Here is a 12,202-nt window from a genome sequence, read left to right as displayed (position 1 = left end):
GCGGGTCCCGGTCGTCCGGGGTCAGCCGTACGGGTAGAAGCCCGAGCCGGTCTTGCGGCCGAGGCGGCCGGCGTCGACCATCCGCTGGAGCAGCGGGGGAGCGGCGTAGAGGGGCTCCTTGTACTCCGCGTACATCGAGTCGGCGATCGAGGCGATCGTGTCCAGGCCGATCAGGTCGGACAGCTTGAGCGGACCCATCGGGTGGGCGCAGCCCAGCTCCATGCCGTTGTCGATGTCCTCGCGGCTCGCGATGCCGGACTCGAACATCCGGATGGCCGACAGCAGGTACGGGACCAGGAGCGCGTTGACGACGAAGCCCGACCGGTCCTGGGCGCGGATCGCGTGCTTGCCCAGGACCTTCCCCACCAGGGCCTCGGCCCGCTTGATGGTCTCCTCGCTCGTGGTCAGCGCCGGGATCAGCTCGACGAGCTGCTGCACCGGGGCCGGGTTGAAGAAGTGGATGCCGATGACCTGGTCGGGCCGCGAGGTCGTGACGGCCAGCTTGACCAGCGGGATCGAGGAGGTGTTGGAGGCGAGGATCGCGTCCGGGCGGGTGATCACCTGGTCGAGGACCTGGAAGATCTCCGTCTTGACCTGCTCGTTCTCGACGACGGCCTCGATGACGAGGTCGCGGTCGGCGAACTCGCCGAGATCGGTGGTGAAGGTGAGGCGGGCCAGGGTGGCGTCCCGCTCCTCCTCGCTGATCTTGCCGCGTTCGGCGGCCTTGGTCAGGGAGTTGTGCAGCCGGGTGCGCCCGATCTCCAGGGCCTCGCCGGTGGTCTCGGCGACCTTCACCTCAAGGCCGCTGCGGGCGCACACCTCGGCGATGCCCGCGCCCATCTGGCCACAGCCCACTACGCCGACTCGGGTGATGTCGGAAGGGAGGTCAGTCACTTCGTGCCTTTCGCTGCTCATCCGTCGGCGGGTCCCCCGTGCTGCCCAGTGTCACTGCGCTCCGGCGCCCGCCACGCCCCACGACGTTACCCCCGACCTTGACCTTGGCGGGGGGCCGGGGCGGGCATGCTGTCAGATGCAGGGCACTGTCACGCAACGGAACGGAGTCGTCACATGGCGTACATCGGGCGTCGGGGGCTGCTGGCGGGGGCCGCCGGGCTGCTGGCCGCGGTGGGCGGGACGGCCCCCGCGCGGGCGGCGCGGGGGCGCGGGCCGCGCGGGAAGGCCGCCGCCGAGTTCCGCGCGATGTGGATCGCCTCTGTGGAGAACGTCGACTGGCCCTCCGAGAGCGGACTGGACGCCGGGGACCAGCGGGAGGAGCTGGTCCGCCTCTTCGACGCCGCCGTCGCCCGCCGCCTCAACGCCGTGGTCCTCCAGGTCCGGCCCGCCGCCGACGCCATGTGGCCCGGGGCCCGGGAGCCCTGGTCGCAGTGGCTGACCGGGGTGCAGGGCGAGGACCCGGGCTGGGACCCGCTCGGCACCGCGGTCGCCGAAGCCCATGCCCGGGGGCTGGAACTGCACGCCTGGTTCAACCCGTACCGGGTGGCCAACCACACCGACCCCGACCGCCTGGCCGAGGACCATCCGGCCCGGCGCAACCCCGACTGGACGGTCCCCTACAACAACAAGCTGTACTACAACCCGGGGCTGCCCGAGGTGCGCGCCTTCGTGCAGGAGGCCATGCTCGACGCCGTCTCCCGCTACGAGGTGGACGGGGTGCACTGGGACGACTACTTCTACCCGTACCCCGTCGAGGGGGAGGAGTTCGACGACGGCGACGCGTACGCCCGCCACGGCGGCGGCTTCGACTCCCGCGCGGACTGGCGGCGCGGCAACACCGACGCGCTGGTCCGCGAGATGTCCGAGCGGGTGCGCACGGTCCGCCCGGCGGCGCGCTTCGGCATCAGCCCCTTCGCGGTCTGGCGCAACAGCGAGCGGGACCCGCTGGGTTCGCCGACGCAGGCCGGCGTCGAAACGTACGACGACCTCTACGCGGACACCCGCAAGTGGGTCCGGGAGGGCTGGATCGACTACATCGTGCCGCAGGTGTACTGGCCGATCGGCCACCCGACCGCCGACTACGCCAAGCTCGTCCCCTGGTGGGCGGAGACCGTCGCCGGCACCGGTGTGGCGCTCTACGTGGGCGAGGCCCTGTACCGCTGCGACGCCGACAGCGCCACCGCGGCGTGGCGCGATCCGAAGGAGCTGTCCAAGCACCTCACCTTCGCCCGCGACTACCCCGAGGTCCGCGGCCACGTCTACTTCTCGGCGAAGCAGGTGGTCGCGGACCCCAACGGTGCGATGGCCAGGGTCGTTGCCGACCATTATCCGACGGCCGTGCCGCCGAGGTGACGCGTTGGCCGAGTCGGCCGCGTCGGGTGGGTGCAGTCAGGGCGTGGGCTCCGTCGGGTGCTTCACGACGCAGTCGGGGCCCGGAGACATGACTGCCTCGTGACCGTCGGAGAAACGGACCCGGTAGGGAGGGGTGCCGTTCTCGCCGAGTACCTGAGTGATTTCACCGACCTTGTCGTGCTGGCCCACGATCCTGCCGTGCTGCACCAGCTGGTCGCCCTCGGTCGCGCGCATCTCTGACCTCCTCGGAGGCGGTCTGAATCCGGTGACAGCAGTTTACGGCGATTCGCAGGGATTAGGCCCGCTGGGTCACGGCGATGCAGACCAGGACCGCGCAGGCGGCGGCCGGGGCGGCGGGGGAGAGGTGCTCCCCGAGCAGCGCCACCGACCAGACCAGGGTCAGCAGCGGCTGGGCGAGCTGGAGCTGGCTGGCCCGCGGTGCGCCGATCTCCGCCATCCCGCGGTACCAGACGTACAGGCCGAGGAAGGTGGAGCCGGCCGCCGCCCAGACCAGGCCGGCCAGCCCGTGGCCCGTCAGGTGCACCGGCTCGTACGCGAGCCCCAGCGCGGAGCCGGCCAGGCTGAGCGGCAGGCACAGCACCAGCGCCCAGCCGATGACCTGCCAGCCGGGCAGGACGCGGGCCAGGCGCCCGCCCTCGGTGTACCCGGCCGCGCAGACCAGCAGGGCCCCGAAGAGGTAGCCGTCGCCCGCCGAGAGGGCGCCGCCGCTCTGCGCCAGGGTGAAGCCGAGCACGACCGCGGCTCCGGCGACGGCCGCGCCCCAGAACCGGCGCGAGGGGCGGGCGCCGGTGCGCAGCGCGGACACGGCGGCCGTGGTGAGCGGGAGCAGGCCGACCACGACGGCGGCGTGCGAGGTGGTGGAGGTGGTCAGTGCCAGGGTGGTGAGCAGCGGGAAGCCGACGACGACCCCGGCGGCGACGACGGCGAGGCCCGCCCAGTGCGCGCGGGCGGGCGGCGGCACCCGCCCGGCCAGCAGGAAGCCCCCCGCGATGAGCGCGGCGAGGAGGCTGCGTACGGCGACGAAGGACCAGGGGCCGAAGCTCTCCAGGCCCCAGGCGGTGGCGGGGAAGGTCAGCGAGAAGGCGATGACGCCGAGCGCGGCGAGGGCGGTGCCGCCGGTGGCCCGGCCGTGGAGGCCGCGGCCGCGGTGAGGGCCGCGGTGAGGGCCGCGGAGGCCGGAGGGGCGGGCGGGGTGCTCGACCGCTATCGCCGTGTGGAGAGTAGCGCTATTCTCTGCTGTCATGTACGAGCGTAGCAGCGTGGCGGAGTTGGCAGAATTCCTGCGGTCGGAGCTCGACCGCTACTCGGTAGGTGGAAAACTCCCGTCGAGCCGTGCTCTGGTGGAGCGCTTCCGGGTCAGCCCGGTCACCGTCTCCCGCGCCCTCGCGCAGCTGGCCGCCGAGGGGCTGGTCGTCACCCGGCCCGGCGCCGGGGTGTTCCGGGCCCGGCCGCGCACGGCGGAGCCCGCGCCCGGGGACACCTCCTGGCAGGAGGTCGCCCTGAGTGCGGAGGGTGCGGGCGAGGTGGTCCCGCGTTCGGTGGACGCCTCCGGCGTGCTGGCGTGTCTGGCCGCGCCGCCCGCCGGGGTGATCGGGCTCAACAGCGGCTACCTGCACCCCTCCATCCAGCCAGAGCGGGCCATGGCCGCCGCGCTGGCCCGGGCCGGGCGGCGGCCCGGGGCCTGGGAGCGGCCGCCCATGGAGGGGCTGCCCGAGCTGCGCGACTGGTTCGCCCGGGAGATCGGCGGCGCGGCCGGGGCCGTCGGGGCCGCCGATGTGCTGGTCACCGCGGGCGGGCAGAGCGCGCTCACCACCGCCCTGCGGGCGCTGGCCCCGCCCGGGGCGCCGGTCCTCGTGGAGTCCCCGACCTACCCCGGGCTGCTGGCCATCGCCCGAGCCTCCGGCTGCCGGCCGGTGCCCGTCCCGGTGGACGCGGAGGGCGTTCGGCCGGAGCTGCTGGCCGCCGCCTTCGAGGCGACCGGCGCGCGGGTCTTCGTGTGCCAGCCGCTGTTCCAGAACCCGACCGGTGCGGTGCTGGCCCCCGGGCGGCGGCCCGAGGTGCTGCGGATCGCGCGGGCCGCCGGGGCCTTCGTGGTGGAGGACGACTACGCCCGGGCCCTCGGCCACGACGACGCCGGTCCACTGCCCCCGACGCTGGCCGCCGAGGACCGCGACGGGGTGGTCGTGCACGTCCGGTCCCTGACCAAGGCCACCTCGCCCAGCCTGCGGGTGGGCGCGCTCGCCGCGCGCGGCCCGGTGCTGGACCGGCTGCGGGCCATCCAGATCGTGGACTCCTTCTTCGTGTCCCGCCCGCTCCAGGAGGCCGCCCTGGAACTGGTCGGCGCCCCCGCCTGGCCCCGCCACCTGCGGTCCGTCGCCACCGAACTGCGCCACCGGCGGGACCTGCTCGCGGGCGCGCTGCGCCGCGAGCTGCCCGGGCTGACCCTGCCCCACCTGCCCTCGGGCGGGTACCAGTTGTGGGCCCGGATGGCCGAGGGCGACGACGACGCGGCCTTCGCGGCGGCGGCCCTGCGCGCCGGGGTCGCGGTCGCCGCGGGCCGCCCGTACTTCTGCGCGGAACCGCCGGGTCCGTACGTACGGCTCAGTTTCGCCGGGGTCTCGGGCGCGGCGGAGCTGAACGAGGGCGTCCGCCGGCTGCGCTCACTTCGCATCCCGTAAACGGGTGGAGCCGCGCCGCTCCACCGCCTTACCCTGCGGCCATGGACGGCACCAAGATCACCACCCTCGCGCAGCGCCCCGAACTGGCCGAGCGGCTCTGGGACATGAAGGACACCTGGCCGGAGTTCGCCCAGCACGACTCGCTCGCATGGCTCCTGTACCCGCGGATGACCAAGGAGCTGGCCGACTACGTGCTGGTCGCCACCGACGGCGACACGGTGGTCGCCCGCGGGTTCAGCGTGCCCTTCGCCCAGCACGCGCCCGGTCGGGACGGGGTGCTGCCCGCGCGGGGCTGGGACCAGGTCCTCATGTGGGCCTTCTCCGACCTGCGGCGCGGGGTCGCCCCCGACACGGTGAGCGCCATCGAGATCACCGTGGCCGCCGACCGGCTCGGGGAGGGCCTGTCCGGGCGGATGCTGGCCGCGATGCGGGAGAACGCCCGCGCCCGCGGCTTCGCCGAGGTGGTGGCCCCCGTCCGGCCCAGCGGGAAGCCGGCCGAGCCGGACACCCCGATCGAGGAGTACGCGTACCGCACGCGCGAGGACGGTCTGCCGTACGACCCGTGGCTGCGGGTCCACGTCCGCGCGGGGGCGGTGATCGACTCGGTGGCCCCGCTGTCGATGACGATCACCGGCTCGCTCGCCGAATGGCGGGAGTGGACCGGGCTGGCCTTCGACACGACGGGCCCGGTGCGGGTGCCGGGAGCACTGGCCCCGGTCCGCTGCGAGGCCGAACAGGGCTACGCGGTGTACGTGGAGCCGAACGTCTGGGTCCGGCACCCGCTGGACACCCCCTGAGGAAGTCCGTCAGGGCGTGACGATCGCGAAGTCGGGGTCGGGGTCGGTGAGGTGGCCGGTCAGCTCGGCGAGCCGGGCCGGATCGCCACTGACCTCGGCCCGGCCCTGGGCGAGCAGGTCGGCGAGCGCGGTCCGGCCGAGCAGGAGGGCGCGCAGGGACCGCTCGTCCAGGGTGATCTCGACGTCCGGCTCGCCGGCCGCCGGGCCGAGGCCCCGGACGTGGGTGAGCACGCCGTTCCTCAGGCGCAGGGTGCTGGGCTCGCGGCCGTCGGTGAGCCGCCAGCGGACGGTGACGTCCGCGTCCCAGCTGCGCGGCCCGTCGACGCGGATGGCCAGGGAGTCGAAGAGCTGGTCGAGCGTCAGGGTGTTGACCAGGTCCTCGGAGGCGGTGGCGGCGGACGTGCCGACCGGGCCGTGGCGCAGTTCGTGGGCGCCGGTGAGGTAGAAGTTGCGCCAGGTGGCGTTCTCGCTGCCGTAGCCGAGCTGCTCCAGGGCGTCCGCCTGCAGGGCGCGGGCCTCGGCGTTGTCGGGGTCGGCGAACACGACGTGGCCGACGACCTCGGCGACCCAGCGGAAATCGCCCTGCGCGTAGGACTGGTGGGCGCGGCGCAGCACCTCGCCGGCGCCGCCCATGAAGTCCACGTACCGGGTGGCGGCCTCGGTGGGCGGATGGGCCCACAGGTGGGCCGGGTTGCCGTCGAACCAGCCCATGTACCGCTGGTAGACGGCCTTGGCGTTGTGGCTGACGGAGCCGTGGTAGCCGTGGGTGTGCCAGGCGCGCTCCAGCGCGGGCGGCAGCTGCATCCGCTCGGCGATCTCCAGCCCGGTGAACCCCTGGTTGATCATGCGCAGCGTCTGGTCGTGCAGGTAGGCGTACAGGTCGCGCTGCTCGCTGAGGAAGGCGAGGACCTCCTCGCGGCCCCAGACCGGCCAGTGGTGCGAGGCGAACACGACGTCGGTGGCGGCGCCGAAGAGCTGGACGGTCTCGGTCAGGTACCGGGCCCAGCCGTGCGGGTCGCGGACCTGGGCGCCGCGCAGCGCGAGCAGGTCGTGCAGGGTGTGGGTGGCGTTCTCGGCGGTGCACAGGGCGGCGTGTTCGGGGAAGTGGATGTTGAGTTCGGCCGGGGCCTCGGTGCCCGGGGTCATCTGGAACACCATGCGGATGCCGTCGACGGTCTCGCTCTGCCCGGTGCGGGTGACGGCGAGGGTCGGCGGGATGAGGGTGACCGTGCCCGTCGACGTCGTGGGGCCCAGTCCCGAGCCGATCTGCCCGCGGGGGCCCTTGGGCAGGGCGGCCCCGTACATGTACGCGGCGCGGCGGCTCATGGCGGTGCCGGCGTAGACGTTCTCGCTGACGGCGTGCTCCAGGAAGCCCTCGGGGGCGAGCACCGGCACCCCGGCCGCGACCTCCTCGACGCTGATCACGCCCTTGACGCCGCCGAAGTGGTCGGCATGGCCGTGCGTATGGAGGACGCCGGTGACGGGGCGCTCGCCGCGGTGGCGCCGGTAGAGCGCCAGTGCGGCGGCGGCGGTCTCCGTGGAGACCAGCGGGTCGATGACGAGGATGCCGTGCTCGCCCTCGACCACGGTCATGTTGGAGAGGTCGAAGCCGCGCACCTGGTAGATCCCGGGGACCACCTCGAACAGGCCGTGCCCGGCGACGAGCCTGCTCTGGCGCCACAGGCTCGGATGGGCGGTGGGCGGGCAGTCCGCGTCGAGGAAGCCGTAGGCGTCCAGGTCCCACACCACGCGGCCGTCCGCGTCCCGGATGGCGCTCTCCCCGATGGTGCCGAGGAATCCGCGGCGCTCGTCCGCCAGGTCGCGGGTGTCGTCGAACGCCGGGCCCCGGCGTGCGGCACCGTTGGCCTCCGCGACGACGGCTTCAGCATCTCCGGAAGAGCCCTTCATGCGCCCTCCTCGGTGCTGGTCGGGTGCGGGCCGCAGAACTCCCTGCTCATCCTCCCGTGCTCCGGCGGGGCCCGCAGAGCGATCACCGCGAAGCTTTGCATAAAACTGCGGCGATACGTATAGTCATGCCATCGAGGAGGAGGGTCCGATGGTGGTACGTGTAGCGGTGGCCGGAGCGAGCGGATACGCGGGCGGAGAAGTCCTGCGCCTGCTGCTCTCCCACCCCGAGGTGGAGATCGGCGCGCTGACCGGCAACTCCAACGCCGGACAGCTCTTCGGCAGCCTCCAGCCGCACCTGGTGCCGCTCGCCGGCCGGACCCTGGAGGCGACCACGCCCGAGGTCCTCGCCGGCCACGATGTGGTCTTCCTCGCGCTGCCGCACGGGCAGTCCGCCGCCGTTGCCGCCGAGCTCGGCGAGGACGTCCTCGTCGTCGACATGGGCGCAGACCACCGGCTCAAGGACTCCGCCGACTGGGACGCGTTCTACGGGGCCCCGCACGCCGGCACCTGGCCGTACGGGCTCCCCGAGCTGCCCGGTGGCCGCGCCGCGCTGGAGGGGTCCAAGCGCATCGCGGTTCCCGGGTGCTTCCCCACCGCCGTGACCCTCGCCCTGTTCCCGGCGTACGCCGCGCAGCTGGCCGAGCCGGAGGCCGTGATCGTCGCCGCCACCGGCACCTCCGGCGCCGGCAAGGCGCTCAAGCCGCACCTGCTCGGCTCCGAGGTCATGGGATCCGTCAGCCCCTACGGGGTGGGCGGCGGGCACCGGCACACCCCCGAAATGGTGCAGAACCTGAGCCCGCTCGCCGGGCAGAGGGTCTCCGTCTCCTTCACGCCGACCCTCGTGCCGATGTCGCGCGGCATCCTGGCCACCTGCTCCGCCAAGGCCCTCCCCGGCACCACCGCCGACGCGGTGCGCGCCGCGTACGAGAAGGCGTACGCGGACGAGCCCTTCGTACACCTGCTGCCCGAGGGGCAGTGGCCGGCGACCTCGTCCGTGCACGGTTCCAACGCCGTTCAGATCCAGGTCGCGTACGACGGGTCCGCACAGCGGATCATCGCGATCAGCGCCATCGACAACCTCACCAAGGGCACCGCCGGCGGCGCGGTGCAGAGCATGAACATCGCCCTCGGCCTCCACGAGGGCCTGGGTCTTTCTTCGATCGGAGTGGCACCGTGAGCGTCACGGCAGCACAGGGATTCACGGCCTCGGGCATCGCGGCCGGGATCAAGGCGAACGGCAACCCGGACCTGGCCCTCGTCGTCAACAACGGTCCGCGGCTGGCCGCGGCGGGCGTCTTCACCTCCAACCGCGTCAAGGCCGCACCCGTGCTCTGGTCCGAGCAGGTCCTGCGCGGCTCCGTCGTCAGCGCGGTCGTCCTCAACTCCGGCGGAGCCAACGCCTGCACCGGTCCCAAGGGCTTCCAGGACACCCACGCCACCGCCGAGAAGGCCGCCGAGGCGCTGGGGGGCGGGCACAACGCCGGCGAGGTCGCCGTCGCGTCCACCGGCCTGATCGGCGTCCTGCTCCCCATGGACAAGCTGCTCCCCGGCATCGACACCGCCGTCGCGGCCCTCTCCGCCGACGGCGGCGAGGACGCCGCCATCGCCATCAAGACCACCGACACCGTGCACAAGACGGCCGCCGTGGCGCAGGACGGCTGGACCGTCGGCGGCATGGCCAAGGGCGCGGGCATGCTCGCCCCGGGCCTGGCCACCATGCTCGTCGTCCTCACCACCGACGCCGACGTGGACAGCGCCACCCTCGACAAGGCGCTGCGCTCCGCCACCCGCACCACCTTCGACCGGGTCGACTCCGACGGCTGCATGTCCACCAACGACACGGTGCTGCTGCTCGCCTCCGGGGCCTCCGGCCAGGTGCCCGCGTACGAGGCCTTCGCGGAGGCCGTACGGACCGTCTGCGACGACCTCGCCCGCCAGCTGATCGGCGACGCCGAGGGCGCCAGCAAGGACATCCGCATCGAGGTCGTCGGCGCGCTCACCGAGGGCGACGCGGTCGAGGTCGGCCGGTCCATCGCCCGCAACAACCTGCTCAAGTGCGCCATCCACGGCGAGGACCCCAACTGGGGCCGGGTGCTCTCCGCCATCGGCACCACCCGGGCCGCCTTCGACCCGGACCGGCTGAACGTGGCCATCAACGGCGTCTGGGTCTGCAAGAACGGCTCGGTCGGCGAGGACCGCGACCTCGTCTCCATGAAGGACCGCGAGGTCCGCATCACCGCCGACCTGGCCACCGGCTCCGAGTCCGCCGTGATCTGGGCCAACGACCTGACCGCCGAGTACGTCCACGAGAACAGCGCGTACAGCTCATGAGCGACGAGAAGGCCGGGCAGCCCGGCGCCGGCACCGCGCGCAAGCACACCGCGCTGCCCAAGGCGCAGATCCTCATCGAGGCCCTGCCCTGGCTCACCCGGCACAACGGCAAGGTCGTCGTCGTCAAGTTCGGCGGCAACGCCATGATCGACGAGGACCTGAAGGCCGCCTTCGCCCAGGACGTGGTCTTCCTGCGCCAGGCCGGCCTCAAGCCGGTCGTGGTGCACGGCGGCGGCCCCCAGATCAACGCGCAGCTCGACAAGCAGGGCCTGGTCAGCGAGTTCAAGGCGGGCCTGCGCGTCACGACCCCCGAGGCCATGGACGTCGTACGGATGGTCCTGGCGGGCCAGGTCCAGCGCGAGCTGGTCGGGCTGCTCAACCAGCACGGGCCGCTGGCCGTCGGCATGACCGGCGAGGACGCCCACACCATCACCGCCGCCCGGCACACCCCGGAGATCGACGGCGAGCTCGTCGACATCGGCCGGGTCGGCGAGATCACCGCCATCGACACGGGTGCGATCGAGGCGCTGCTGGCGGACGGCCGGATCCCGGTCATCTCCTCCATCGCGCGCAGCGCCGACGACCACCACGTGTACAACGTGAACGCCGACACGGCGGCCGCCGCGCTCGCCGCCGCGCTGGGCGCCGAGACGCTGATGGTGCTCACGGACGTCGAGGGCCTCTACGCGGACTGGCCGAGCAGCGACGAGGTCATCAGCCGCCTCACCGTCAGCGAGCTGGAGAAGCTGCTGCCCGAACTGTCCAGCGGGATGGTGCCCAAGATGGAGGGCTGCCTGCACGCCGTCCGCGGCGGGGTGAGCACGGCCCGCGTGATCGACGGGCGGGTGCCGCACTCGATCCTGCTGGAGATCTTCACCGACGAGGGAATCGGCACGATGGTCGTGCCCGACGCACAGCCCGAGGCACAGGGAGGGGAACCCGCGTGACCGGCAACCAGGAGTACGCCGCCCGCTGGCAGGGGGCGCTGACCAACAACTACGGAACGCCCGCCCTGGCCCTCGTACGCGGCGAAGGCGCCCAGGTCTGGGACGCTGACGGCAAGCAGTACACCGACTTCGTCGGCGGCATCGCGGTCAACGCCCTCGGCCACGCCCACCCGGCGATCGTCGAGGCCGTGACCCGCCAGGTCTCCACCCTCGGCCACGTCTCCAACCTCTACGCCTCCAAGCCGGTCCTCGCGCTCGGCGAGCGGCTGCTCCAGCTCTTCGGCCGCCCCGGCCGGATTTTCTTCTGCAACTCCGGCGCCGAGGCCGTCGAAGCCGCCTTCAAGATCGGCCGGCTGACCGGGCGGACCCACATGGTGGCCACCGACGGCGGCTTCCACGGCCGGACCATGGGCGCCCTCGCGCTCACCGGCCAGCCGAACAAGCAGGGCCCGTTCCTGCCGCTGCCCGGCGATGTCACGCACGTCCCGTACGGCGACGTCGAGGCCCTGCGGGCCGCCGTCACCGAGGAGACCGCGCTCGTCGTCATCGAGCCGATCCAGGGTGAGAACGGCGTCGTCGTGCCTCCGGCCGGTTATCTGACGGCCGCCCGGGAGATCACCCGGGCCACCGGCACCCTGCTCGTCCTGGACGAGGTGCAGACCGGGATCGGGCGCTGCGGCCACTGGTTCGAGCACCAGGCCCACGAGGGCGTGGAGCCCGATCTCGTCACTCTCGCGAAGGGTCTCGGCGGCGGACTGCCGATCGGCGCCGTGGCCGCCTTCGGGCCGGCGGCGGAGCTGCTCCAGCCCGGCCAGCACGGCACCACCTTCGGCGGGAACCCCGTCGCCTGCGCCGCCGGCCTCGCCGTCATCGACACCATCGCCGCCGAGGGACTGCTCGACCGGGTCAAGGCGCGCGGGGAGCGGCTGCGCTCCGGAATCGAAGGCCTCCGCGAGGGGAACGGCCACCCGCTGGTCTCCCATGTCCGTGGTGAAGGCCTTCTCCTGGGTATCGTGCTGACCGGGCCGCTCGCACCGCAGGTGCAGCAGGCGGCCCAGGATGCCGGCTTCCTGGTCAACGCGCCCGCCCCCGACGTCGTACGGCTCATGCCCCCGTACGTACTCTCCGAGGCCGAGGCGGACGCGTTCGTCCGGGCCCTGCCCGGCATCCTCGACGCAGCCAACGGGGACGGACACACCGGGGAATGAGACGA

At 73.2% G+C, this 12,202-nt stretch carries 11 protein-coding genes; 7 read left to right on the top strand and 4 right to left on the bottom strand.

Features of this window, described 5'->3' with window-relative positions; all coding sequences use genetic code 11:
* Positions 1-21 precede the first annotated feature (21 nt).
* Positions 22-915 carry a 3-hydroxybutyryl-CoA dehydrogenase gene (locus ACIBAD_RS21355; protein WP_063789474.1) on the bottom strand — a complete coding sequence of 298 codons (894 nt, stop codon included), beginning with the start codon at positions 913-915 and terminating at the stop codon, positions 22-24.
* 153 nt (positions 916-1,068) lie between these two features.
* Between ACIBAD_RS21355 and ACIBAD_RS21350 the strand changes: the two genes are divergently transcribed.
* On the top strand, positions 1,069-2,307 hold the full coding sequence (locus tag ACIBAD_RS21350; RefSeq protein WP_398908044.1) for a glycoside hydrolase family 10 protein: 1,239 nt from the start codon (positions 1,069-1,071) through the stop codon (positions 2,305-2,307).
* 36 nt (positions 2,308-2,343) lie between these two features.
* Here ACIBAD_RS21350 and ACIBAD_RS21345 read toward each other — a convergent pair whose 3' ends face one another.
* Both ACIBAD_RS21345 and ACIBAD_RS21340 read right to left on the bottom strand, forming a co-directional pair.
* Positions 2,344-2,541 carry a DUF1918 domain-containing protein gene (locus tag ACIBAD_RS21345; RefSeq protein ID WP_134074730.1) on the bottom strand — a complete coding sequence of 66 codons (198 nt, stop codon included), beginning with the start codon at positions 2,539-2,541 and terminating at the stop codon, positions 2,344-2,346.
* A gap of 61 nt (positions 2,542-2,602) precedes the next feature.
* Entirely contained in the window at positions 2,603-3,571 is a 969-nt protein-coding gene (locus tag ACIBAD_RS21340; RefSeq protein WP_398908043.1) for a DMT family transporter, read from the bottom strand.
* On the opposite strand from ACIBAD_RS21340, the gene ACIBAD_RS21335 reads away from it, so the two are divergent.
* Together ACIBAD_RS21335 and ACIBAD_RS21330 are read left to right on the top strand one after the other, a co-directional pair.
* Positions 3,570-5,006, top strand: coding sequence for a PLP-dependent aminotransferase family protein (locus tag ACIBAD_RS21335; RefSeq protein WP_398908041.1), 1,437 nt, complete (start codon positions 3,570-3,572; stop codon positions 5,004-5,006). The genes ACIBAD_RS21340 and ACIBAD_RS21335 overlap by 2 nt on opposite strands.
* A gap of 41 nt (positions 5,007-5,047) precedes the next feature.
* A complete protein-coding gene (locus ACIBAD_RS21330) occupies positions 5,048-5,803 on the top strand; it encodes an N-acetyltransferase (RefSeq protein WP_398908040.1) in 756 nt (251 codons plus the stop codon).
* Positions 5,804-5,812: 9 nt separating this feature from the next.
* Here ACIBAD_RS21330 and ACIBAD_RS21325 read toward each other — a convergent pair whose 3' ends face one another.
* A complete protein-coding gene (locus ACIBAD_RS21325; protein ID WP_134074726.1) occupies positions 5,813-7,711 on the bottom strand; it encodes an alkyl sulfatase dimerization domain-containing protein in 1,899 nt (632 codons plus the stop codon).
* A 148-nt stretch (positions 7,712-7,859) separates the two neighbouring features.
* On the opposite strand from ACIBAD_RS21325, the gene argC reads away from it, so the two are divergent.
* Genes argC through ACIBAD_RS21305 form a run of 4 tightly spaced genes read left to right on the top strand, consistent with a single transcriptional unit; the run spans position 7,860 to position 12,197 of the window.
* Positions 7,860-8,888: an N-acetyl-gamma-glutamyl-phosphate reductase gene (gene argC, locus ACIBAD_RS21320; RefSeq protein WP_134074718.1), complete on the top strand. Its 1,029-nt coding sequence runs from the start codon at positions 7,860-7,862 to the stop codon at positions 8,886-8,888.
* Positions 8,885-10,042, top strand: a complete 1,158-nt coding sequence (gene argJ / locus ACIBAD_RS21315) for a bifunctional glutamate N-acetyltransferase/amino-acid acetyltransferase ArgJ (protein ID WP_134074717.1) — start codon at positions 8,885-8,887, stop codon at positions 10,040-10,042. The genes argC and argJ overlap by 4 nt, the downstream gene beginning before the upstream one ends.
* Entirely contained in the window at positions 10,039-10,989 is a 951-nt protein-coding gene (argB, locus tag ACIBAD_RS21310) for an acetylglutamate kinase (protein ID WP_134074716.1), read from the top strand. Before argJ ends, argB begins: the two co-directional genes overlap by 4 nt.
* On the top strand, positions 10,986-12,197 hold the full coding sequence (locus ACIBAD_RS21305; RefSeq protein ID WP_398908039.1) for an acetylornithine transaminase: 1,212 nt from the start codon (positions 10,986-10,988) through the stop codon (positions 12,195-12,197). Before argB ends, ACIBAD_RS21305 begins: the two co-directional genes overlap by 4 nt.
* Positions 12,198-12,202 lie beyond the last annotated feature (5 nt).

Source organism: Streptomyces sp. NPDC051109 (assembly GCF_044455885.1).
Classification (GTDB): Bacteria; Actinomycetota; Actinomycetes; order Streptomycetales; family Streptomycetaceae; genus Streptomyces.
This window is presented reverse-complemented; position numbering and strand designations above follow the sequence as displayed.